Origin of the sequence: Fundidesulfovibrio putealis DSM 16056, from assembly GCF_000429325.1 — a bacterium.
Taxonomy (GTDB): domain Bacteria; phylum Desulfobacterota; class Desulfovibrionia; order Desulfovibrionales; family Desulfovibrionaceae; genus Fundidesulfovibrio; species Fundidesulfovibrio putealis.
The window spans coordinates 151,958-175,976 of sequence record NZ_KE386885.1 but is presented as its reverse complement, the minus strand read 5'-3'; the positions used below and the strand labels follow the sequence as shown (position 1 = coordinate 175,976).

12 protein-coding genes are annotated in these 24,019 nt (G+C 62.1%); 9 read left to right on the top strand and 3 right to left on the bottom strand.

What is annotated here, in order from left to right:
* Nucleotides 1-8: 8 nt before the first annotated feature.
* The 6 genes from G453_RS0117515 to G453_RS0117490 all read left to right on the top strand — a co-directional run bounded on the left by G453_RS0117515 (nt 9) and on the right by G453_RS0117490 (nt 12,870).
* Complete coding sequence (locus G453_RS0117515; RefSeq protein WP_027192073.1) at nt 9-1,166, top strand: iron-containing alcohol dehydrogenase; 1,158 nt, start codon at nt 9-11, stop codon at nt 1,164-1,166.
* Between the two features lie 49 nt (nt 1,167-1,215).
* A complete protein-coding gene (locus tag G453_RS0117510; RefSeq protein ID WP_027192072.1) occupies nt 1,216-2,979 on the top strand; it encodes an aldehyde ferredoxin oxidoreductase family protein in 1,764 nt (587 codons plus the stop codon).
* Nucleotides 2,980-4,736: 1,757 nt separating this feature from the next.
* Entirely contained in the window at nt 4,737-5,783 is a 1,047-nt protein-coding gene (locus G453_RS24970) for a membrane lipoprotein lipid attachment site-containing protein (protein WP_205620083.1), read from the top strand.
* A gap of 169 nt (nt 5,784-5,952) precedes the next feature.
* Nucleotides 5,953-9,282 carry a translocation/assembly module TamB domain-containing protein gene (locus G453_RS0117500; protein WP_027192071.1) on the top strand — a complete coding sequence of 1,110 codons (3,330 nt, stop codon included), beginning with the start codon at nt 5,953-5,955 and terminating at the stop codon, nt 9,280-9,282.
* Nucleotides 9,283-9,313: 31 nt separating this feature from the next.
* Nucleotides 9,314-9,847 (top strand): DUF1318 domain-containing protein, encoded by a 534-nt coding sequence (locus G453_RS26680; protein ID WP_051272577.1) that lies wholly within the window; start codon nt 9,314-9,316, stop codon nt 9,845-9,847.
* A 50-nt stretch (nt 9,848-9,897) separates the two neighbouring features.
* Entirely contained in the window at nt 9,898-12,870 is a 2,973-nt protein-coding gene (locus G453_RS0117490; RefSeq protein ID WP_084502499.1) for a CHAT domain-containing tetratricopeptide repeat protein, read from the top strand.
* Between the two features lie 167 nt (nt 12,871-13,037).
* Here the strand turns inward: G453_RS0117490 and G453_RS0117485 are convergent, their stop codons facing one another.
* From G453_RS0117485 to G453_RS24965, 3 genes are read right to left on the bottom strand one after another with little or no spacing between them, the layout of a single operon-like run.
* Entirely contained in the window at nt 13,038-13,703 is a 666-nt protein-coding gene (locus G453_RS0117485; protein WP_027192069.1) for a hypothetical protein, read from the bottom strand.
* Nucleotides 13,700-15,064, bottom strand: coding sequence for a CHASE2 domain-containing protein (locus tag G453_RS0117480; protein WP_043646312.1), 1,365 nt, complete (start codon nt 15,062-15,064; stop codon nt 13,700-13,702). Before G453_RS0117480 ends, G453_RS0117485 begins: the two co-directional genes overlap by 4 nt.
* Nucleotides 15,061-15,999: an SH3 domain-containing protein gene (locus G453_RS24965; protein ID WP_051272576.1), complete on the bottom strand. Its 939-nt coding sequence runs from the start codon at nt 15,997-15,999 to the stop codon at nt 15,061-15,063. The genes G453_RS0117480 and G453_RS24965 overlap by 4 nt, the downstream gene beginning before the upstream one ends.
* Before the next feature lie 583 nt (nt 16,000-16,582).
* On the opposite strand from G453_RS24965, the gene G453_RS0117470 reads away from it, so the two are divergent.
* The 3 genes from G453_RS0117470 (at nt 16,583) to G453_RS24960 (ending at nt 23,589) form a co-directional block, all read left to right on the top strand.
* Entirely contained in the window at nt 16,583-17,635 is a 1,053-nt protein-coding gene (locus G453_RS0117470; RefSeq protein WP_027192067.1) for a hypothetical protein, read from the top strand.
* Nucleotides 17,636-17,867: 232 nt separating this feature from the next.
* Nucleotides 17,868-18,299, top strand: coding sequence for a toprim domain-containing protein (locus G453_RS0117465; RefSeq protein ID WP_027192066.1), 432 nt, complete (start codon nt 17,868-17,870; stop codon nt 18,297-18,299).
* Nucleotides 18,300-18,477: 178 nt separating this feature from the next.
* Nucleotides 18,478-23,589, top strand: a complete 5,112-nt coding sequence (locus tag G453_RS24960) for a RecQ family ATP-dependent DNA helicase (protein ID WP_051272575.1) — start codon at nt 18,478-18,480, stop codon at nt 23,587-23,589.
* The last annotated feature ends 430 nt before the right edge of the window (nt 23,590-24,019 follow it).

The window sequence follows — 24,019 nt, the reverse complement described above, 5'->3', positions numbered from 1 at the left end:
GGAATTCAATGGGAACCAATATAACGTTTCAGACCACGCGGCGCATCATCATGGGGGCTGGCTCGCTCGGAAAAGTCGGCGAGGAGGTCCGCAGGCTGGGCGCCAAACGGGTGATGGTGGTGACCGATCCGGGGCTGGCCAATACCGGCATGGTGGACAGGCTCGAGGATTATCTCAAGCAGGCCAAGATTACGTATTCGCGCTATTCCGACGTGGAGGCTGACCCCTCATACGAGACGGCTGTGCGTGCCAGCGAGAGCGTCAAGGCTTTCAAGGCCGACGCCATCCTGGGAATCGGCGGGGGCTCGGCCCAGGATGTGGCCAAGGTGGCCTCGGTTCTGGCCACCAATCCCGGCAACGTATCGGCCATATTCGGGGTTGACCTCGTGCCCAAGCCCGGACTCAAACTCATCCTGGTTCCCACCACTGCAGGCACCGGCAGCGAGGTCACCCCCATCGCCATTCTCTCGGATCACCACGAGAAACTGAAACTTGGCATCGTGAGCCCGTACCTCTTCCCCAGCGTGGCTATTCTCGACCCCGAGTTGACCCTTGGCCTGCCCCCGCACGTCACTGCCGCCACGGGAATGGACGCCCTGATCCACGCTTTGGAGGCATACACCTCGAAAAACGCCAGCGACATGACCGACATGCTGGCCCTGCAAGCCATCAAGTTGGTGTTCGGCAGCATCCGCACAGCCTTCTCCAACGGATCTGATGTAAACGCCCGGTCCAAGATGCTGGAAGGCAGCATGCTGGCGGGCATGGCTTTCGCCAATGCGGGGGTCACGGCCGTGCACGCCTTCGCCTACCCCATAGGGGCTGAATTCCATATACCCCACGGCGTTGCCAACAGCATTATGCTGGTGCCGGTCATGGAGTTCAACATGCTCGGCAACATTCCCAAATTCGCCCACCTGGCCGAGGTATTGGGAGAGAACGTGAACGGACTCTCCCAGAGGGAGTCGGCCCTCAAGGCGGTCGAAGCCATGCGCCTGCTTTGCGCCGATCTCCAGGTTCCGGCGAAGCTCAGCGCGTTCGGGATCAAGAAAGAGAACATCCCGGATCTTGCCAAGGGGGTCATGAAGGTTACACGGCTCCTGGCCAACAATCCACGCCTCCTCAAGCTGGAAGACGCCGAAGCCATCTACAGGTGCGCGCTGTAAACGGTTCGCCCCACACTCTGCGCAACCCTGCAAACCACAAGGAACGCCCATGTTCGGATTCTACAGCAGGATACTCACGGTGGATCTCACCAACCGGAAGTACTCGATCGAACCCCTTGCACCCCAACTCCTGGAGTCGGTGCTTGGAGGCAAGGGTCTGGGAACGAGCCTGCTTGTTTCGCTGAACCCGGCTGGGGCGGATCCGCTGGGCCCTGAAAACCGGCTGATCTTCGCCACGGGCCCCTTCTGCGGTGGGCCTGTCTGGGGGGGGAGCCGCTACGGCGTATTCACCAAGTCCCCGCTGACTGGGTTCTACGCCGAATCCTATTCAGGGGGCAAAGTGCCCGAGGCCATCGACCGGGCCGGATTCGATGCCGTGGTCATCGAAGGCGCGTCGGACCGGCCGGTGGCCCTGACCGTTCATCCCGGGGGGTGCACATTTCACGACGCCTCTTCCATGTGGGGCATGGAGACCTACGACGCCGAACGCGCGGCCCGGGCCACACTGGTCGTGGATAGGCCGGATTTTGGCGCGCCGGGCGCGGTGGTCATCGGCCCGGCAGGTGAGAAGCTGGTGCGCTACGCGCTCATCGCCAACGATTACTGGCGCTGCGCGGGCCGGGCCGGAGTCGGGGCGGTGATGGGCTCCAAGAGGCTCAAGGCTATCGTCTTTCAGGGCGATCGCAAGCGCGAATTGGCCGACCCCAAGGGCGTGCGGGCCTACGCTTCGGAGTTCGCCAAGGCGGGCAAGGAGAACAAGGGCGTGAAGGCCTACAAGGCCTACGGCACCACCATGATGGTGGCACTCATGAACACTGCGGGGGCCTTTCCTGCCAAGTACTGGAGCCAGGGGACCTGCGACCACTGGCAGAAGATCAGCGGGGAGACCTTCCACAAGGAGCACGACGTTACACCCCACGCCTGCCTCAAATGCTTCATGGCTTGCGGGCGCATGGCCCGGCTGACCAAGGGCCGCCATGAGGGGCTCCAGTTGGAGGGGCCAGAATACGAGACCATCTACGCCTTCGGTGGCCTATGCATGATCGAGGAGATGGAGGAGATCGTCTGGCTGAACGACTTGTGCGACCGTCTGGGCCTGGACACCATCACGGCCGGTAACCTGTGTGCACTGGCCATCGAGGCCTGCCTCAGGGGCAAGCTGGATCTCGGCCTGGACTACGGCGACTTCGAAGGCGTGGGCAGGCTCATCCAGAACATCGCCTCCAGAAGCGGACACGGAGAAATCATGGCGGACGGCATCATCCCCACGGCTGAGGCTTGGGGCCTCTCGGACCTGGCCATCCACGTGAAAGGCATGGAGCCTCCGGGATACGATCCGCGCGTGCTCAAGGGCATGGGGCTTGCCTATGGAACCTCTCCCAGAGGGGCCTGCCATCTGCGCACGACTTTCTACAAGCCGGAGTTGGCCGGTTTCATCCCTGCCGACGCCATTGAGGGCAAAGCCGAGATGCTCATCGACTACGAGGACCGCCTCACGATCTTCGACACGCTCATCCTCTGCCGCTTCTACAGGGACATGTACACCTGGGAGGAACTGGAGAAGGCCATCGGGCTGGTGACTGGCCTGGACGCTTCCAAGGAAGAACTCAGACGCAAGGCGGCCCGCATCCTGAACCTCACCCGGGAGTTCAACCTCCGCGAGGGGCTGACCATCAAGGACGACCGTCTGCCGGGGCGCCTGCACCGGGAGGCCCTTCCCGACGGCAGGGGGCTGACCGAGGCCGAAATGGAGACCCTGCTGACGGATTATTATCGACTCCGGGGATGGAAGCTCGACGGTTCTCTTGCATAGCAGCATGTTGAAAATACTCGCGATCTGACCGAGACTCCAGTTGTCACGCGTGGGGAGTAGCCGCTGATGACCTGCAATCGATTGCAGGTCAATCCATGCATCTTGGGCCTCGATTTTCGATTATTCGGAAGTTGTCCTCGCTAATGTCCACATAACTTTGGTCCATTTTTACGCTTCAGACAGAGTTCCGACCCGGAGTGATCCGTGGGTAGGAGTTCGTCCGGAGCGGTTTGACTTCTAATTCGCCCTCCTGCTTATGGCTAGCAATCGTCCAACACATGCTTCGTACCGAAGCGAAAATTGACCGGAGGGGAATAGACCATGGATCAGAGTGAAATTGTGGACAAGATCATTGAGGGTCTGCCTGCCTATGTCCGGCGGGGAGATGTCGGGAGACTCACGGGTGGGTTATTTTCTGGCAGGACATTGGCCAACGAAGATTGCGTGGGGACTGGCCCTCAGGGGCGAGTCATGATCGGTAGAACCATCTGCTACCCGAGGGAAGAACTCGGTCGTTGGCTTCGCGGCAAGGTGCGCCCGCCGCATCGCAAAGGATCCCAGGGGCGTAAGTTGACTCACTGCCAAGGCCATCAGCATGGGCAGGAAGCCAATCACATCCAGTTATCATCCTCAAAGCTATCGGCGGAATCTCGAGAGCGAAGGGACCTCAACGTGCAGGCATCGGGCAAGGAGTTGGTTCCCTCGAGCTTGGATCGAGCTCCTCTCCCCGTGTCAGCGCCCTCCTGGCCGCCGGGGTTCGTGCCCGGGCTATGAGTACTTCTAAGGAGAAACCCGTCGTATTGTCGGAATTGATGAGGATGTTGTGTGACCAGGACACGGTTGTGAACTTTTAACAGATGAATCACGGCGGGGGGGCTTGACCCTCCCGCAGTTCATGGACTGCAACCAGATTGCAGTTCTGGGTGGAGGTCAGCCTTCCTGAATTTGGCTGAGATTGAGTCGAGCAGGTTGAACATAATCCAAAGCGTTTGATCCTCTCTCTAAGAAAATACCAGGAGGCTGTGTCTTGTGACTCCCCCGAAGAGGTTGGAAGGTGCTGACCTTTACCACCCTCCCAGACTAGATGGGAAGACGCCTTGTCGATGGTTTTGATGTTGGCGCACAGCGGCATCCGTGAAGACCAAATAGCAGGTCGGATGGCATGGAAATGTTGAGCACCTCACATGTGAAAGTATCGTTTGGCATATCCCTCGTTTGATGACGTGAGTATTACCTCCGATCGCGTAAGAGCAAGCATCAGGCGACGTGTCTGGCATGCCTCCCCTGGAGTAGCCCCAATTTGACCGGACACTCTCTCCAACCGAAGAGGTAGGGCTAGAGGTATGTCCAGAAATAGTGCTGACGAGTTCGCCACGCTCGAGTTGGTCAACGAGGTCCAGCGTCGGCGCTGGCCAAACCCAGCCCTGCAATCACACCGTGGCCGGATCAGGTGAATAGTGCAGACACAATTGGTCAAAGCCACAGACCATTGCTTGGGATGCTATGTGGAGATATGTTATAGGATGACTTGTCTCGGCAGTAGAGTGCGTTGTCGCCGATGAGTTATGAAAGTATAATACCAGTATTGCTGCAAAGGTCTCCGTCTGGATTTGATATGCGGCACAGTTCGCACGTAATAAACAGGTAAAAGCTTGATTGAGTGTATTATCTCTTGAAATGAGTTCTAGGCGAATGTAGATAAAAAACAGTCTGATTCCATGCACGACGTTAAGCAAGGGAATGCCGGGAGGAACAAGATGAAACGCATCCTGTTTGCCGTTGTCCTTGTCGCCATGGTTGCTGGTTGCAAAAAGGCCTCACAGACTTCGATGGAGCAGGCTGACGCCGTCTCCTATAAGCCGCAGGACTACGTAAACTCCTCCATCCCTGGCCCCCAGTTGGTTGTAATTCCTGGTGGGATCAAGTCAGCGAACGCCACCTTCACCCAGAAGGTTTCAGACAACAATATTGCTGACTACGCCGAGATAGAATTGTCCAAGGCGAACTTTAAAGTTTTGGAACGCAGCGACCTGGGGCCTCTTCTCAACGAAATACAGATTGCCGCGGGCATGGGCGACGCGGAGGCCCTGCGCAAGTTCCAGCGAGGTAAGTTCCAGGCCACCCGTTGGTTCGTGCGATTCGACGTGCTCAAGGCCGAGCCCGTTGCTGCGGCGCAGAAGAGTTTCGACGGGAAGTATCTCGGGATCATCGCTGGCGCCCTTGTGGGGCAGGCCACGGACAGCGCCGCTGCCGGAGCGGCCACCGGGGCGACAGTCGCATCGGCCAAGGGCAAGGATTCCTCGGAGGTGTGGCTGGTGGGCCTACGCTATAAGATAATGGACGCGGTTTCCGGGGAACAGGTGGCCACCGGTTATTTCGAGGACAAGATGGAGATCGGTGAGAAAGTCACGTCCTTCCTGGGATTCACCGAGTCCAAAGGCATGCGCGTGGGGCTGGATACAGTCGTTCAGGTTCTGGTGCAGAAGGCGGTCTACGAGATCGACAAGCAATACAAAGGCGATCAGCCGCCAACGTCTCCGGTTTCCGCTTCCGCGTCGGCGGCATCCGGAGAGCAGCCCAAAGAACCAAGCGACCGCCCGGCTCCCTCGGGGCGGACTCCCCAGGCAGCGACCGCCCATCCTGCTCGCGCAACTCAGACCGCCTCGTCCCAATCGTCCGCGTCCCTCACCCCGAACATCAACGTCGTCGAAGGCGGCGGCGTTCGCATGGATTCGGAGAGCTACGCCAAACTGCAGCAGAGCCTGAGGGACGAGGCCGCCAAGAACGATGCGAAGAAGGACTGACCGTGCAGGAGCGGGCCGTTGCTGCTCCGGGCAGCCGCCCCCTGGTCATCCTCCTGATCCTGCAAGGATGCCGAGGTTTACGCAATCAGGAAAGGCATGATGGCGTACTGACAGATTCGAGTGCCGTCACCACCTAAACGGGCTAAACGGGAATTCACGGATCAGCGCCATGCCGCACCACACTGACGCCGAGCAGACCGGCCAGAGCGCGCCCAGGAGCAAGTGGGCGGTGCGCGTTGCTCTTGGCGTCCTGTGTCTGCTGGGCGCAGCTCTTGGGGCGGTGGCGCTGGTCATGGCGAGCTCTGAGGGGCGGTTGTTCTTGGTTAACGCTGTTCTCAGGGCTGCGGGACAGGACGCTTCGGTCGAATCCGCTGATCTCGGCCTGTTTCCGCCGCAGCTTGCGCTGTCGGGCCTTGTCGCTCGCAGGGCGCTCCCCGCTGAAATGGGCGGGCACGTCAACATTCGCGTCGCCTCTCTCACCCTGGCCCGTGACGGACTGGCCCCCGATGGCCTTCGCCACATGTGGCGCGTCGAGGTCGAGTCGCCGGATGTTTCCGCGCTGTTCGAATCACTGCCCAAGGCTGAAAGCCGGACACCGGGATCTCCCTCCGTGCATCTCCCCCCTCTGCCGGACAACGTGCGCGTGTCGCTGCGGGGGGGCGCGTTCAAGGCGTTCTGGCCCGGCGGCGAGGCCTCTGCGGCGCAGGCGGCTCTGTCCATGGAGCCGGGCGGCGAAGTCGTGCTGCAAGCGCGGGCGGCAGTGCGCCTGAACGCGTCTATGGACGGAATCGATGCCCACGCGGAGAGTCTCCCCGCTGAACGGCTTACCCTGCCCGACGTCGCTGACAAGGCTCCCGGCAAATCCCTCGCTGCTGATGCGCGCGTGGTCATCCGGGGCAATCTCGACCCTGCTTCGTCCAAGGCGAACGTGAATTTTCGCCTGGATCAAACCGAACTCGTCACCCGCTATTTCCGGGCCTCCCTGGAAAGCAATGGCGAACTCGTCGCAAAGGCGGAGGACCTGAATCTGGACTCCTTCGCCCTGCGGCTTGAGCGGGTACGCCTCACCGACGAAGGGGCGGCGCTCCCAGAATCTCTCAAAGGGTTCCTGGAGGGGGCGCAGGCGGACATGCTCGCCCACGGTCGTTTTCAGAAAGGGGTTTTGGACATTGAAGTGGACCGCATCGCCGTGCCGGGACTCCTGGCGGCGCAGGGCCGCATTGAAGGCTCCCGCGACCAGGGATTCGTCGTGAGCACGCAGGCGGACCTTGCAGACCTCCGCCGTCTTGCTCCTCTGGTGCAGCCTCTTATGCCGGAAAACCTGCGCGACCTAAAACTGGACGGGCAGACGGCTATCTCCCTGAACCTGGAACTCCCTTCTGGCGGCCCGGTGCGGGCCAGCGCCGCAGTGTCATCTCCCTCCATGGGGATTGCGAGCGCCTCGCTCGGGGTTGAGGGCGTCCTCTCCATCGTGGCGGCGTTCGACGACGGGGCCTTGTCCGGCCAGGTGGCCATGCGCGGAGCGGTGAAGCGTCCCGAGCTGTCCCTTCCAGCTTTCCAGTTCGAGGCCGGTCTTGGCGGGCGGCTGCCGACGATCACCGTGGAGGCGGTCAACTTCCGGGCTTCCCTGGGCCAGTTCGCCGGAGGGATGGCGTTCCCGGAGATCAAGGCGCACGGCGGAGCGGGAATGACGGTGTCCCAGGGCAGGGTCTCCGGCGTGGTGTCCATGATCGCAGATGCCTGCGATCTGGGGACCCTGAGCTGTTCTGTGGGGATGGATTCAGGCGCACCGGGTTCTCTGGTTGTGGAACGAGCGCACGCCACCGTGCAGCTCGAACGGCTGGCCGAGGTCCTTGGGTTGCCTGCCCTGACGGCGGGCAAGTCTGGTGAGAAGAACCGCGTTTCCGCGCGCGCCGCCGCAGACAGGGCCGGAAAGTCCGGGACAAGGTCCGCAAAGCCGGGAGCGGCGACGGGGGCCGTTGGCGTGGCGGGGAATGTGGAGGCCTGGCTCAAGCCCGGCGAGCTTGCTGCGGGGCGTCTTGCCCATGTGGAAGCCCGCCTGAAGGATGTCCGCATTGACCTGCCAGAGCGTGCTAGCTTTGGCACCGGACTTTCCGGCAGCGTGGGACTGGATTTCGATCCCGGTGCGCCGCAGACGCTCGCCGTTTCGATCGCCCTCCAGGGCGGGGCGCTGCATCTGCCGGACGCCCTGCTTGAGTTCTCGAAGCATCCCGCAAAGGTGAACGCGAAGATCCAGCTGATCGCCCCGGACAAGGGCGCTGATGTCTCAGCGGAGGCATCCCTGGCGCGGCTGGCCAGCGTTGGCGTCAAGGGACGGTTCACACCCTCGAAAAAGGGCTGGACCGGACAAGGCGACGCTACCATCGCCCTTCCTGACCTAAGCGGGCTGGCTTCTGCCCTGGCTCCGGCCCTTTCCGGGCAGGACGGCGTTCAGGTGCAGGGCAAGGCGCGCATGCGGCTGGGGTTCGCCGAGGGCCTCGCCGCCCCGAAACTGACCGGGCGCGGCGAGGTGGAGCTGACGAGTCTTCGTGCGCATGGCGTGGAGAGTACGGGACTGCGCATTCCCGTGATCCTCACCAGGGACTCACTGCGGCTCTGGGACGAGACCAGCCCGGCGCTTGAGCTGATGCTGCTTGGCGGCAGGCTGACTCTCTCGCGGCCCGAAGTGCGCAACCCCTTCGAGCCAACTTTCGAGGCCCGGCTCTCGGCCCGGCTGACGGAGCTGCCGCTTGCAGAGCTGTCCAAGGGGAAGCTGTCGAGCGCGGCCTCCGGCAACTGGGAAACCATCACCCTCACCAAGGACATGCTGAACGTGGACGGAGAGCTGACCGCAAAGGCCTTCGGGGGCGATCTGGTGGTCATGGGGCTCAAGGTGGCCCGCCCGTTTGCGGCGGATCGCCAGTTCCGGGTCCATGCAGGGCTTCTCGGCGCGGACATGCGGTCCGTGAGCGCCATGGCCGGGGTGGGCAGGATTACCGGCAGGCTCAACGTGACTCTGTCGGAGCTCCACATGGCGGGCTTTCTGCCTCTGGCCTTCACCCTGCGCGTGGAGTCGCTCCCCGAACCTGGCGTGGAGCAGCGCATCAGCCTCGGCGCGGTGGACTCGCTGACCGAGGTGAGCGCGGGGGGGCGTGTCGATCCCGGATTGGCGGCGCGAGCCGCGCTCATGCTGTTCGGCGACTTCGGCTACAAGAAGCTGGGTCTGCTCATCGGGCTTAAAGGGGCCATGTGCACCGTGCGCGGCCTGCATCACGAGAATGGGGTCGAATACATCCTGAAGCGTTCAGGATTGGCTGGAGTGGACGTGGTCAACGGAAACCCTGAGAATGCAATGCCTTTTGCGGACCTGCTTGTCCGAATCAAGAAAATAATGAATAGGGAAACGAAGCCGGGCGTGGAATTCGGCATGGGGCATGGGCACGACGCACCGCGTCCCGCAAAGATCAAGGTCCCGGCTCCTTCTGGAATAGGGGAATGAAGCTGAACCGCACAGGAACAAGGGGGTATCCATGGTCTCGCATCCTGTTAAATTTGTCGCGCTGTCCGCTTGTCTGCTGGTGTTTTCGGCCTGCGCCACCGTCCAGGTCAACTTCCCAGCCAGCGAGGTCGCCCAGAGCGCGGAGCTCCTGGTGGCGGACGCCTTCTCCTCCCGCAGCATGGTTGCCACGCGGGCGTCAGGCGCTCCCCGGCGCGTGGACAGCGTGGCGAACCCGGACGTGCGGGCCGCCATGGAATCCATCCTGGACAGGCAGGGCAGCCTCAAGCCGTTCTATGACGCGGGCGGCGTGGGAATCGGGAACGACGGCTACCTGGCCGTGCGTCCGGGCGAGAGCGTAAGCGCAGCCCAGGCCGAGGATGCCCGCAAGCTCGTGGCCGAGGACAACGCGGACCGCGCCAGGCTCTACGCCGCGCTGGCAAAGGACCTGAAGATAAAGAGCGCGGACCTCCCCAAGGTGGGGGAAATCTACGCCCAGACCTGGCGCGACAACGCCCTGAAGAACTGGTGGGTGCAAGCCAAGGACGGAAGCTGGTCGCGGAAATAGCCGTGTCTTTCCCGCAGCCGTGAACACGCCCGCGACGAGGAGACGCCATCATGACACGACGTATCCGATTGGCGCTGTTTCTGGCCATCACCGGGTTGGGCCTGCTGTCCTGCTCGACCTACAAGAGCTACAACCTGCTGCGGGATCAGAAACCCCAGGAAGCCTTGCCCATTGCTGAAAAGGCGCTGGCCGACCACGAGAAGTCATTCGGGCCGGAGCACTCCCTTGTGGCCCTGGACGCCATCGTGCTTGGCGAGACGTACAAGCGTCTGGGGGACTACGCCAAGGCCCGGCAGATGTTCGAAAAAGCCCTGGCGATATACCTCAAGAAGGACGGGGAGAAGAGCAAGAACGTCCTCCTGATCAGGTATGCCCTGGCCGAGCTCACGTATCAGGGCGGGCAGGTTGCCAAGGCCGTGGACGAGTACAAGGCGATCGTGCCGCTGGCGGAGTCCCTGGAAGGCCCGGAAGGGGAGATGTCGGCCAAGATTATGGCCAACCTCTCGGTATTGTACAACGACCAGGGCCGCTATGAAGAATCCAAGCCTTACGGTGAGCGTGCCTTGGCGATCTTCATGAAAAAGGAGGGGCCGAACGGCGAGAACACGGCCTCCGCACAGAGCAATCTGGCCACGACCTGCGTGAACATGGGCGATCTGGCCCGCGCGCGCGACCTCCTGGAAAGCGCGAAGGCCAGCCAGGAGAAGCGCTGGGGCAAGGAGAGCATCAACGCAGGCGTGGTATACGCCAACCTCGGGATGCTCTACAGCCAGTTGCGGGACTTCCCCCAGGCCGAGGAGTACAGCAACCGGGCCCTGGCGGTGCTGGAGAAGAACCTTCCGGCCGACCACCCGCTCATCATCAGCGTTCGCAACAACCTCTCCATGATCTACCAGACCACGGGCCGGACCAAGGAAGCCCTGGCCCTCGGGTCTGCTGTTGTCGAATCGACCAGGAAGAAACTCGGGGACAAGCACCCCGACATGGCCCACCGCCTGAACAACTCAGCCATTGATCTCGCCTTCTCGGGGGATCTCCCCAAGGCCGAGGAGCAGATGCGCCAGGCCGTGGCCATCCTTGAAGAGGCCATGGGACCAGACCACCCCGTGCTGGTCAAGATTCTCTCCAACCAGGCGGGCGTGTACTACATGGCCAGGCGCCCAGATCTCGCCGTGAAACCTCTGGAGCGCGCCAGGGCCATTGCCGAAAAGACCGTGGGGAAGTCCTCGGAAAGCTATTCGGACGTCTGTTACATCCAGGGGCTGGTGGACGCCGACCAGGGCGGCGACAAGCGCGCCCTGGAGGCGTTTATGAAGGGCCAGGAGGCCGACGACGCGCTCATCGACCATGTGATGGGCTTCGCTTCGGATCAGAACAAGCTGACCTACCTCACCGGGAACCGATCCCGCGTGGACACCATGCTCTCCCTGGTCAGCCAGCGCCTCGCCTCTGACCAGTCCGCCCGGATTGCGGCCATGAATCTGTGGCTGCGCCGCAAGGGGGCGGTGCTCGAGGCCCAGAAGCAGTTCCAGGAAGCCATGGTGATCGACGCGCCTGCGGAGGTTCGAAAGGATTTCGAGGAGCTCTCACGCCTGCGGGCGTCCCTGGCCAAGCTGGCGATGGCCTCAGATTCGGCAGGGCCGGAAACAGCCAGGCAAATCGCCGCGCTGGAGGCGAAAAAGAGCGCGCTTGAAGCCAAGTTTGCCAGCGCCAGCCAGTCATTCGCCAGGAAGAAGCGAACCGGAGCGGCCACAGCGGCGGGTTTGGCAGCGGCTCTCCCGGCAGGCTCGGCCCTGGTGGAGTTTTGCCTCTACTCGCCATTCGACTTTGCCAGGCATGAGAATCAGCCCCAGCGCTACATGGCCTTCGTCCTGCCGGGAGGGCAGGGAGGCGTGCCCGCGCTCGTGGACCTCGGCCCGGCTGCCCGCATTGACGAGGCCGTGGCCGGATTCGTGAAGTCCATGCGCGACACGCCAAACGACGCCAAGCCCGGCACCGCGCAGTCCGCCGCCTGGTCCGCCAAGCTCTTCGACCTTGTGTTCGCCCCGCTCCGCAAGAGCCTTGGCCAGGCCCGTCATGTCTATCTCTCTCCGGACGGAAATCTGAACCTGTTCCCATTCGAGGTGCTTGGCCCTGCTTCCGGAAAGCCGCTCGTGGAGGAGTATACCTTCTCCTACCTGTCCGCCGGGCGCGACGCGCTGGCTTTCGAAGCCGGCGGTTTCTCCCAATCAGGGGGCGGCTCGGGTAAACCGGCGCTTTTCGGAGACCCCGATTTCAACCTGGGCAAGAAGGAGATTGATTCGCAGGCACGGGCCATGGGCCTTGCGGCGACGCGGGGCGGTGAGGTCTCCAGGCAGCTTCGCGGGCAAAGCTTCCGTCGTCTGCCGGGCACCGCTTCCGAGGTCAAGGCCATCTCTGCGGCCCTGCCGCAGGGCTCGGTGTATCTGGGAAATCAGGCCCTGGAAGAGGCGCTGTTCGCCTTGAAGAGCCCACGGATACTCCACCTGGCGACGCATGGGTTCTTTCTCAAGGCGGATGCGCAGGCTGCCTCCAATGCGGCCATCCTGCCTGCGCGGTCCTCCGGCCAGGGCCAGGAAAACCCGCTGTTGCGCTCGGGCATCGTGCTGGCCGGGGCCAACGCCTCCCTGCGCCAGGGGGGCGACGAGGGGGTCGTCACTGCCGAAAAGCTCCTCAACCTCAACCTGCGCGGGACGGAGCTGGTCGTGCTTTCGGCCTGCGAAACGGGCCTTGGGGACGTCATGGCGGGCGAAGGCGTGTTCGGGCTTCGCAGAGCCCTCCTGCAGGCCGGCGCACAGGGGATCGTCATGAGCCTGTGGAGCGTCCCTGACAAGGAAACCGGCGAGCTCATGGCCGCTTTCTACCGCAACCTGATTTCCGGAGGCATGAACCGTCCTGAGGCGCTGCGAAAGGCCATTCAGGACGAACGCGCCATCGTGCGGGAACGCTACGGAGCGGACAACCCCTATTACTGGGGGGCTTTCGTGTATCTCGGAGAGCCCTGAGGAGTGCAGTTCGTCTTGTGCGACAGGGTCCGGTCCGCTGTTTGGGCCGGACCCGGCCGAACGCCAGGCGTTTGATTCGCGAGGGCAGTCGCCTTGGGAGCTTGCGGGAGTGACTCTGGGGGCGGGGTCATGCGACGCATTCCCTTAGAGTCGTCGCGAACGCCGCCTTACGGCTTTGTCGCGTACAGATCGTCCAGCATCTCGGATAGTTCGAGGTTGCCGCTGTCATTCTCCAACAACACCTGAATCAGTTCGGCCATGCTCTTCCTCTGCCTCAGGCGTTCAAGCGCGGCCAGATAGAAGATGTGCGGGGTGACGTCCCTGCGCGGCATGGCCTTTTGCAGGCGTCTGTATTCAGCCTCGACTTTTTGCAGGTCTTGGGCGCGTTGCGGGTCCAGAGCCGCGTTTTCGAGCTTGGCGGAACTTGAGCCGCGCACGGCGATCTGGCCGGCCACCAACTCGCGCTGGTCGTTCAGTATGGGAGAGTCCTTGATGAAGGTCGTATCCACCCCGAGGCTGGTGACGGAGGGTTTTTGCCCCTTGGCCAAGTCCTGCGCCGTATCCGCCTGGATGGAGAGCTTGGCCGGGCCGGTCCAGGCTTCGGCCTTGCCTTGCGCCAGGAAGCTTAGCCGCAGACGCCCTCCGGCGCTCAATTCCACCAGATCACCCGGCAGCAGCTTCTTGAATGACGTCAACTGCACTGGCTGGGCCCCCCGGCGGACAAGCGACGCCTGCCCCTCCAGGCCGGAGACCATGCAGGCCACCTGCGCCCATGCCGCCCCGTGAAGGCCAGTCACAACGGCTACAGCCAGCAGCAATTTGAGAAGATTCATGGCTTCCTCCTCCCGCCGTTCCTGACGGGTCTCGCTTCGGAGCCGCAGCCCTCATTGCACCCAGCAGCTTTTCCTGAGGCCTGCCTGTCGAGCAGGCGGGCGATGCGGGCCCGCTCACGCTCGGCGCGGGTCATGCGCAGGCCACTCACGCTGGTGAAGACCATCCCCAGGCCCGTGATGAGCCCCGCCACCGGGAGGAGCTTCCCGGCCAGGAAAAACACGAGCCCCAGAGCCCACCCCGCGCCGATCAGGGCGGCCTTGGCCCCTTTCCCCTTCCAGGGGCTTGAGCGGTCGCATACCAGGGCAGCCCCGGCCAGGAACGGCAGCCAGAGGAGCCCGGCCAGCCACAAGGGAACAGTGCCGAGTCGGCCTGGATTGATGACGGTCTCGGCGATGTTGGCATGAATCTCCACGCCGCTCATATCCCTGTGACCGAGCCAGAGGAACCGGCGGGAGTACGGCGTCGGCAGCCGGTCTCCCGCACCTTCGAACTCCGCCCCGATGAAGACGACGCGGCCCGCGATCAGCGCCTGTTCGTCGTTGCTCAGACCCTCTTCCCGCGTGAGCGCTGCCAGGGACAGGCGGGGGATGGTGCCGGGAGGGCCGCAGAAGGCGATAGGCTCAGGGCTCCGCCCCGCAAGGGCGTCGGAAAATGCGGCTTTGCCCAGGAGTCCAGCTTCCCTCACGGCGAGCACACCCAGCGTCCACCAGGGATCCGGTGCTGCGTAGCCTTCCGGGACTGGAAAATCAGCTGTGTTAGGGGCGCTCTGCACCCCGGCGTAAGCCGCGACCATCAGCCGCACCACGTTGTCCGAGTCCCGGTGCAGGTTGGTGAGCCCGAGGTTCTCCAGTTTGCCGGGCAGGGCGTCCAGGTATTCCCTGGCTGGGAAAGGAACGGGGATCGCCCCTTTGTCGCGAACCGGCCGCGCGGCGAGGACCACTCGCCCCTGGGCGAGAGCCTGGTCGAAACCCTGGTCATAATCCAGCAGGGCTTCGGGGATGTTGTCGGCCCCCAGGGTGCGCAGCCATTGTTCTGGCGTTATACCCAGCAGGACGTCCAGGGCGATGGAGGCGGCTCCGGCCATTTTCAGCCGTTCGATCGCCTTGGCGTATTGCGGCCCCCAGAATGCCAGGGGGGTGTTCGGGTAGGCCGCCAGAGCCTGTGCGTCCAAGGAAACGATGAGGGTCGAGGAGGGGTCGTGGCGTCTCCCTGCGAGCACATGGTTGAAATCCCAACACCATCGGTCCATGTTGCTGAGGAGCCCAAGGCCCGTACCGGCCAAGACCGCCGCGAGGGATGTGAGGACGACTGCGGCCAAGGCCAGGGGCCGGCGCTTGTCCAAGTGCGTCAGGATGCTCATGATGCGCGCAGCGGGGTGATCCACTTGACGAACGCCGCGCCTGAGGCGTCCATCCGCAGAATGGCTGTGCCGAACCGCAGGGGCTTCCCCGGCCCGTATTCGAAGATTTCCGCCCGCACCGCACCGTCAGGCTCAAGGGATTTTACCGACATGATCCAGCGGGCGAAACGGTCGCCCCCGTTCCAGGCCACCCAGGAGTAGTGGCCGGAATCAAGAGGCGATTCGATCAGCGACTCTCCGCGCCTGACAACGGAAAAAACCTTGCCGTCCCAGCGCGCAAGGGTGAAGGAACTGACCGAGACGTCTGACTGGGCATCTCCGGCCAATATTTCCGCGAAACCATCTCCATCCACGTCTCCTACCACGGAGGGCCAGTACACTCCTCCGTGCGAGCAGAAGTAAAAGAGTGGATTCCATGTGGCAGGGTCCTGAAACACGTCCGTGACCGGCCCTCGCCAGAGAACGACGCCCTGAAGGTCCGATACCACGATCCGACCCCCCCCTCCGAAAAGGGTCGGCACGTCTTCCAGGACGATCACCGCCTTGGGATGGGTTTTGTCCAGGTCGGCAACGAAGCGCCGCCGATAGTCCTTTGGGCAGTACACGTCCTCTTTGTTTACCGGATCGGCCAGATATTGGGACACCGGGACGAGGCACTTCGAATTCACCCACCCCCGCTGTTCATCCCCCCACAAAACCTCGCTCCAATTTCCCTGCTGCTGAAGAACGCGGACATACGCGCCCCTATTCAGCACCCCGAGTACTTTTGCGCTTTGGTATCCTGCCCCGCCATGAGCGCGGAGGTTGTTGCCGTCGTCGTTCACGACGGCGATGGCTCCGGATTCGAACGAACCGGCAAGGACGGGGGATGCGAAGGAGAGCACCAGGGCGAGAGTTACCAGGAGCTTGTTCATGTCGGAGACCCCGCGTTGCATTCGCTGATCGCCTCGGACGCTTTCCGGCTTGGAGCGTAGGAAAGGGTACTCCACCTACGTCCCTTCATAGGCTAAGGAGAATTTGGAGTCGAGAGGAGAGTACTTACAGCCATGATTGAACGTGACGATAGGAAAGATCAGAGTCGGTTTACAAATGGAAATTGAAGAACGAGGATGGATGTCAAATTCTGCTACCCCCCTCAGCAAACTTTGCTGACCCTATGCCAATACCCTAAGCAAACTTTGCTGACCCCCACTCAGCAAAAATTGCTCTTTTAAGTACAGGAGAATTTAGAAGCTCTAGAGAATTAAGAGAAGAGCAAGAGAAAGAAAGTCTAGCGATCGGCTGCGCCGAGTCGCCGGACCTCCCGCTGGGGGGAAGGAGAAGAGAAAGGCATTCGGATCGAGGCACTCAACCAACAGCCGAAGACCCTCCCCCATTGCGCCCGCCCCCTCCCACCAGATTATTTTCGATTTCCGCAAACTTTCTTTGTATTCGGTGTCGATCAGCACCGGATGGATTTGACCGATGAAGCCCTTCCTATAGGATGAGGAGATCGACTCTATTTGCGGAGGGAACAGAATGACCGGATGCTACGAAATCACGAACGCAATGGCCTTCCAGACACCCGAGGAGAAGCGGATCTGCCGCGCCATCCATCGGATGTTCTACTCAGACGCGGAACCCGTAGGCGAAATGCTGCTGGGTATCCGAGGCACAGGCATGAGCACCCAGAATGCATCGGCAATGCTCCGCTTCATCTCCACCCGGACCCTGGCATTCAACAAGCCATTTGAACGGCTCACTCTGAAAGAAGCAGCGGCCGGCTGCCGGTTCTCATCCCGCACGGCACAGAACGCTTTCGATTGGCTGGTGGCCCAGGGCTACCTCTTCAAGATGTGCCGCCAGGATGACGGGAGCGAGTGCTACTACGGGCTGAACCTCAAGAAGATTCATGAGGGTGTCCGCCCGATCATCGACAAGCTCAACCACAAGACGAACGCCTGGCGCGACCTGGCTGATCTCCATGGCCTGGCGGCCGGGCCCGTTTTCGACCGGATGTGCGCCTACACGGCCAGCTTTGCCAACAGATTGATCCACGGGTTACGTTCATTCATCACAAAGGCCCAGGAGGCTTACAGAACGATTATGAACGACCTTATGAGCATGCTTACCAGCGCCAAGGCTAAGTCCCAGGAGACCGCGAAAGCCAAGTCCGCCAAGAAGGCTGAGGAGCCTCTGTTCACCCAGAACGGCAAGGCCAACGGAAAGGTGGGTCTGGAGACTTGGTACAAGGCCGTGGCCGACAAAGAGTATGAAGGGTGTGTCCGGAATATGGCCGGCAAGATGCGCGGTCTAATGGGTTACTACGTCACCGAACTTCGCAATGATGGATATGATGACGAAGCCATCCACCTGACTCTGGCCAACATCGTGGCCAAGTGGCGGTGGATCCCCTCAGCATTGAATCGCCTTCAGGTCACCACTAAGAACTGTAAGACATTTAGGGTGTCGATCCCGAAGGACCCCGATTTCGAGTTTTTCTTCACACACCGGAAGGACATGACTCCGGTTCTGCGCAGTGTTTACAACACCTGCTTACCAAGGATGAACGAGATGAACGAAGACCTGTAAGGGAGGGGATGACGTGATGCTGTTTGAGAAAGCGATGATGTTCTGGCCAGATACCGGGCTTTGGACGCACACTGCGAATACACCACCGTAGATGACACCCTCCGTGGGCTCATCAAGGGCTGTAAGGTTGACCTGCAATCGATTGCAGTTCATATTTGAAAGTTTTTTATCAGGTCAATGCCGGGTATTTTTTCCGATCATCGATAGGCATACCAGGAGATGTCCTGGGCATGTGGGCCCTTACCATCGCCGGGATTTCAAACAACTCGTTCCGGCTGTCGGTCAAGCTGACGGCTCCCAGGTCGATTACCATGCCACGAACCTGTGGTTCGGGAATCACTTGTACGTGCCTGACCGCCCGCTGATCCTGGTGGAGGGCGCCATCGACGCCATGAGGCTGCGCACGATGTTCCCGACGATCAACGTCCTGGCATGCCTGGGCCAGCCGTCACACGAGCAACTGGACTCCATCCACGCCCGGGTGGTCATGCTCGGCTTCGACAATGACGACGCCGGGCGGGAGTTCGCCAAGAAGGCTCGTCGGCTGGTCCATTCTGTCAAGGTTGCTTGGCTCAATTGGGTGATGTCAAAATTACAAGGCCAGGGGAGCTATTGGACGTTGAAATGCTCAGGCTGGTTTTCGAAAGACGGAAGCTGTGGATGAACCACTCCTAGGTTGAAGGCCTGAAAACAGGTTGTTCACCGGAAATTCGATGATTGTGGGTTCTGCCGGTTCCACAGCAAAGACAACACTTCTCAGGTTGTCTTTGCTGCTTATGTCTGACCGTTTCAATTTTCCCGATCATTGCGTTTGTCTCCAGGGCTTTATATGCATTCCTACCATGCACTCAACGCGTTGCGACAACTTTCTGCACGGTGCCGTAGCCATCGACCTGGAAATCCATCCGGGCACCCGGCGCATCCTGAAGGTCGGGGCCGTATCCCCGGGCCGGGACGAGGTGCTGGCCATCCAAGGGCGCTTCTCGGAAGAAGAGGCAGTGCGGCGGCTGGATCGCTTCTGCCGGGGGGCGCGGCACTTGGTCGGCCATCACGTCGCCCTGCACGACCTCTCCCACCTGCGGGACCTCTGGCCGACTCTGGAGCTGCTGCGCATCCCCGTCGTTGACACGCTTTGGCTCTCGCCGATGGCCTTCCCCCGCAACCCTTACCACCGGCTGGCCAAGCCCTATAAAATCATCGCCCGTTCAGCCGGGGACCCGGTGCGGGACGCGCAGCAGGCCCTGATTCTGCTGCGCGAGGAGTGGGCCGCGTTTCAGGATATGGAGGAGACGGTCGTAGGTCTGTACAGCAGGCTTCTTTCCATGGCCCGGCCACAGGATGGTTATGCGGCGTTCTTCGGAGGCCTGCTGGATGGCGAGGTCCCGGATGCGCGCCACATCGCGGAGTTGAGCAGAACTGTAATTGCGGGCTGCGCCTGCCCCACGGCGGTGGCCGACGCCTGCGACAAAGCGCTCACCGGTCAGCTCGATCCTCTCTGCCTAGCCTATGCCCTGGCCTGGGTCCGGGTGGCGGGAGACAATTCCGTCGCTCCGGCTTGGGTGCGCCACACTTTCCCGAACATTCCCGGCCTGTTGGACGTCCTGCGCGACCGGCCCTGCGCCGACCCTGCCTGCTCCTTCTGCCGCGAGCATCATGACGTACTAGGCGGCCTGAAACGGTTTTTCGGATATGACCGTTTTCTCCCGGTGGCCGACGAGACTCCACCTATCCAGGAACAGATCGTGCGTGCCATGTTCTCGGGGGCCAATTGCCTGGCGGTCATGCCCACGGGCGCGGGGAAATCGCTCTGCTACCAGCTTCCGGGTCTCATGCGCGCCCGGACGCGTTCCCGGCTGACCGTGGTCATATCCCCCCTTCAATCCCTAATGAAAGATCAGGTGGACGGACTGTTGGCCCGGGGCGTGATCAACGCCGCAACCATAAACGGACTGCTCACCGTGCCGGAGCGTTCCGATGCCTTGGACGCCATTCGCATGGGGATTGCCGACCTAGTGTTCATCGCTCCCGAGCAGCTGCGCAACAGGACCGTGAAGCAGACTCTGGACCAGCGCGAACTGGGGCTGGTGGTTTATGACGAGGCCCACTGCCTGTCCAAGTGGGGCCACGACTTCCGGCCAGACTACCTCTACGTGGCCCGCGCCCTGAGCGAGCGGGCCAGGAGGCTGCGCGAGCCCCTGCCCCAGATCGCCTGTTTCACGGCCACCGCCAAGCCCGACGTGGTCGAGGACATACGCGCGCATTTCCTGGAGACCCTGGGCCTGGAGCTCAATCTCTTTTTGGGCGGACATGAGCGGACGAACCTCTCCTTCGAAGTTATCCGGGTGAGCCCTGCGGACAAGTCGGGCATCCTGATTGGGTTGCTGGAGGGTGGCCTCCGGGAGCCCGGCGGGGCGGTGGTCTTCATGTCGGCCCGCCGCCGCTGCGAAGAGATGGCCGCCCGCCTGAGGGGGCATGGCCTGGACGCGGATTATTTCCACGCGGGCCGGACTCCCGAGGAGAAACGCAGGGTCCAGGAAAGTTTTCTCCAGGGGCACATCCGGGTCATCGTGGCGACAAACGCATTCGGCATGGGCGTGGACAAGCCGGACATCCGCCTGGTCATCCACTCCGACCCGCCAGGATCGCTGGAGAATTATCTTCAGGAGGCCGGACGGGCCGGGCGGGACCGCGAACCGGCCCGTTGCGTCCTGCTCTATGACCCGGAGGACATGGAAACCCAGTTCAGGCTCACGGCCCAGGGGAGGCTGGAGCTGTCCGACATGCGGGCCATCCACGCCGGTCTCAAGAGGCTCTGCGCGAATGAGCCGGACCACACCGTGGTGATTACCAGCGGGGAGCTACTGCGTTCAGGGGAGGTCCGAGGGGAGGAACTCGAAGCCCTGGACATCACCCAGCAGGATTACGACACCAAGGTCAAAATCGCATTGTCCTGGTTGGAGAGATGCGGCCGCCTGCAACGCGACGACAACAGGACTCAGGTGCTGAACGGCCGAATGCTCCTGCCCCTGGAACAGGCGGCCCGGCGGATGGACGAGCTCGATCTCCCTGGGCGGGTGAGGAAGCAGTGGCAGGACGTGCTGGAGGCCCTGTCCCTTTGTGGGCGCAGCGAAATGGTCAATACGGACTGGTTGTCCGCCGAGGTGGGCTTGTCCGCCGAGGAACTGCTGAGGCTCATGGGGGACATGAACAAGGCCGGACTCATCAGCCACGACCTCAACATGACTGCCTACGTACACAAGGGCGTCGCCGATTCCTCGGACTCTCGCCTTGCGGCCTGGCAAAGTCGGGAGCGGACCCTCCTGGACTGGATGGAGGAGACCTGCCCGGACGCTGGGCCGGAGGCCAGCCGTTTCATCAATCAACGCAGGGCGAATCAGGAGATGCTCGACCGGGGGGAACAGGGTTGCCGTCCGCAACATGTGCGCCAGATTCTGCGGATGCTCTCGCGCGAGGGCCTGCTGCGCATAAAAAAGCGCGGAGAGGACAGCTTCGCCCTGGCCTTCCTCAAACCGTGGGAGGACATCCGCCGCCATGTGGAGGAGCGCCGCACGGTCTGCCGGATTCTTCTGGCCGACCTGCTCGGCCGCGTGCCTTCGGGGCAGCACGGCAAGGACCTGCTGGTCTCCTTCATGAGCAGGGACATGGAGACGGCGCTGACGAACGATTTGCGTGCCCATTCCTTCGGAGGGTGCAATGATCGCGTCAAGCAGGGGCTGCTGGCCCTGAACGACCTGGAGGCCATCACCTTGCAGAACGGGATGGCGGTGTTCCGCCCGGCCATGACCATCCAGGTGAAGCCCCACGGCGAGCGGTTCCTCAAGGAGGAGTTCCGGCCACTGGAGGAGTTCTTCAGCGAAAAGGTGGTCCAGGTCCATATCATGAGTAGGTTCGCGGAGCTGGGCGCGGAGGCGATTAAGAGGGCGTTGCTGCTCGTGCGGGACTATTTTATGGACCCAGCAGCCCAATTCGTGTCCAAGTATTTCAGGAACGAGAAATGGCTGCTTAAGCTCCCCACCTCGGTCGAGAGCTACCGCCGGATCGTCACCGGCCTGGGCAATGCCGTGCAGCAGGCAGCCGTGGAGGGCTCCCTTGACAAAAACCGGCTCATCGTGGCCGGGCCGGGGTCGGGCAAGACCCGGGTCATCGTCCACCGCATCGCCTATCTCATTCGGGTGCGGCGCGTCCCTCCCCGTTCCATCCTGGCCCTGGCCTTCAACCGTAGCGCAGCCGGGTTGATCCGCACCCGCCTGCGCGACCTGATCGGCGCGGAAGCGGCCAGGGTGCGCGTGCACACCTATCACGGGCTGGCCATGTCCCTCGCCGGGAAGTCCCTTGAAGGCAGGCGCGCGGCGGTGGAGGACAGCTTTTTCGACTCTGTGCTGGAAGATGCCGTGCAGGTCCTGGAGGCGGCGGCGGGCGACAATCACGGCGTTCTGGACTGGCGGGACCGTCTCCTGTCCGGCCTGCGGCACATCCTGGTGGATGAATACCAGGACGTGAACGAACTGGAATACCGCTTCCTCTCGATGTTGGCCGGACGGACCGAGAAGGGCGAACGCAAACCCCAGCTCATGGCCGTGGGCGACGACGACCAGAACATATACTCCTACGGTGGGGCCAACCTGACCTACATCCGCAGATTCGAGCGGGAATATACTGCGGAAATGGATTGGCTCACGACCAATTACCGTTCGGCCCCCAATCTCGTACATGCCGCCAACCGGCTCATCGCCTACAACCGCGATCGGATGAAGACCGGAAGGGAGATGGCCCCGGTTGACGGCAGTCATCCCGGCGGCCAGGTCCGCATGTTCGAGACGCCTGACGAGCCCTCGCTCCTCAAGGCCGCTCTTGAATTGGCTCGCAAGGCCATTGCCGCGCCGGGGCTGGACCCATCGGACGTCTGCATCCTGTGCCGCACGCACCGGGAACTGGACGCCTTGGCCCGCATGGCCCCGGCTGCCGGGCTGTCCGCCAGACCCACCAAAGCCACACGCGAGCCGCTCACCTCCACGCGGGAATTCCTGCTGCTCAAGGCCAGTCTGGAGGAATGCGGGCACAAGTCGGTCAAGGGCGCGAAACTCAGGGAAATTGTCCATGACATCGTTGCCGACAGCGGGTTCCGGCTCGGCAATCCCTGGTTGGGGAGGCTGGACATGCTTCTGGACATGTACCTGGCGGAAACGATGGGCAATTCACGGCCCATCCAGGACTTCATCGGCTTCGTGTATGACGCGGCCCGCGAACTGGGCCGCGAAGCCCGACCGGAACCGGGGCGGGTCGGGATCATGACCATTCATTCGGCCAAAGGTTTGGAATTCCACACGGTCATCGTGGCCGGACAGCCTACTCTGGGTCATGGCAGAAGTCATGTCCCCGCCAAGGTCGAAGAGGAACGGAGGCTGTTCTACGTGGCCGCGACCAGGGCCAAAGAGCGCCTAGCGGTGCTCCTGCGGCAGGACGCAGCACACCCGTTTGCATACGAACTGGGCGGCGACGTCCGGTGCGAACCCCTTCACCCCTCGCTCTCTCTGGAAGAGGCCCGGGCCTACGCGGCCAAACACCTGGAGCTGGGACTCGCAGACGTGGTCATATCTTTCCCTGCCTTTGCCCAAACACACGCCCAGGCCCAGAAAGTCCTTTCCGCCCTTGAGCCGGGTGACTCGGAAGGCCTTGAGCTGGTCCAGCGCGGAGAAGATTCCTGGCGGGTCATATGGAATAGTCACGCCGTGGCCTGCCTGTCGAGGAAGGGCGTGGAGCGGCTGAAGAGGGAGATGGGCGGAGGTTATGTGCCTGTCAGGGTGGAGCATGCAGCGAGCGTCGTTTGGGAGCGGGAGGAGAAAGCAGGCGAATCGGGGGAGGGGAGTGCGGAAGTATTGAAGAGGTGGCTTGTGGGGTTGTTTCGGGTGGAGTTGATGCGAATCGAACAATGACCTCATGACTCTTTTTGAGGATAGGGTAGGAATGCGCACTGGTGTATCGTCCCACGCGGAGTGGGATCTTCGGGCGAGTTCCGCTCAACCTGTGCATGATATTTCCGTTCACGCCCTATGCGTGGGAAACTCGATGGTCGCACGGCATGGGGGAAGCATGGGTTGATTCCCGGATGCTCCGAGGAGAAGAAGGCTGCAATCGATTGCACTTTATTGGGGAACCATCCCCAAGTACACGGGGGAAACCACTCGCTGAATTTGGAGCGGCAGGTCTAGAAGGGTCGATCCCCGCACACGCGGGGGAGACGCCGAGCCCCTTGCATTCCTAAAGCGCGGGCGGGTCGATCCCCGCACACGCGGGGGAGACGCGATCTGACCAGTCGCCTGGCCGCCCATGATGGGTCGATCCCCGCACACGCGGGGGAGACTT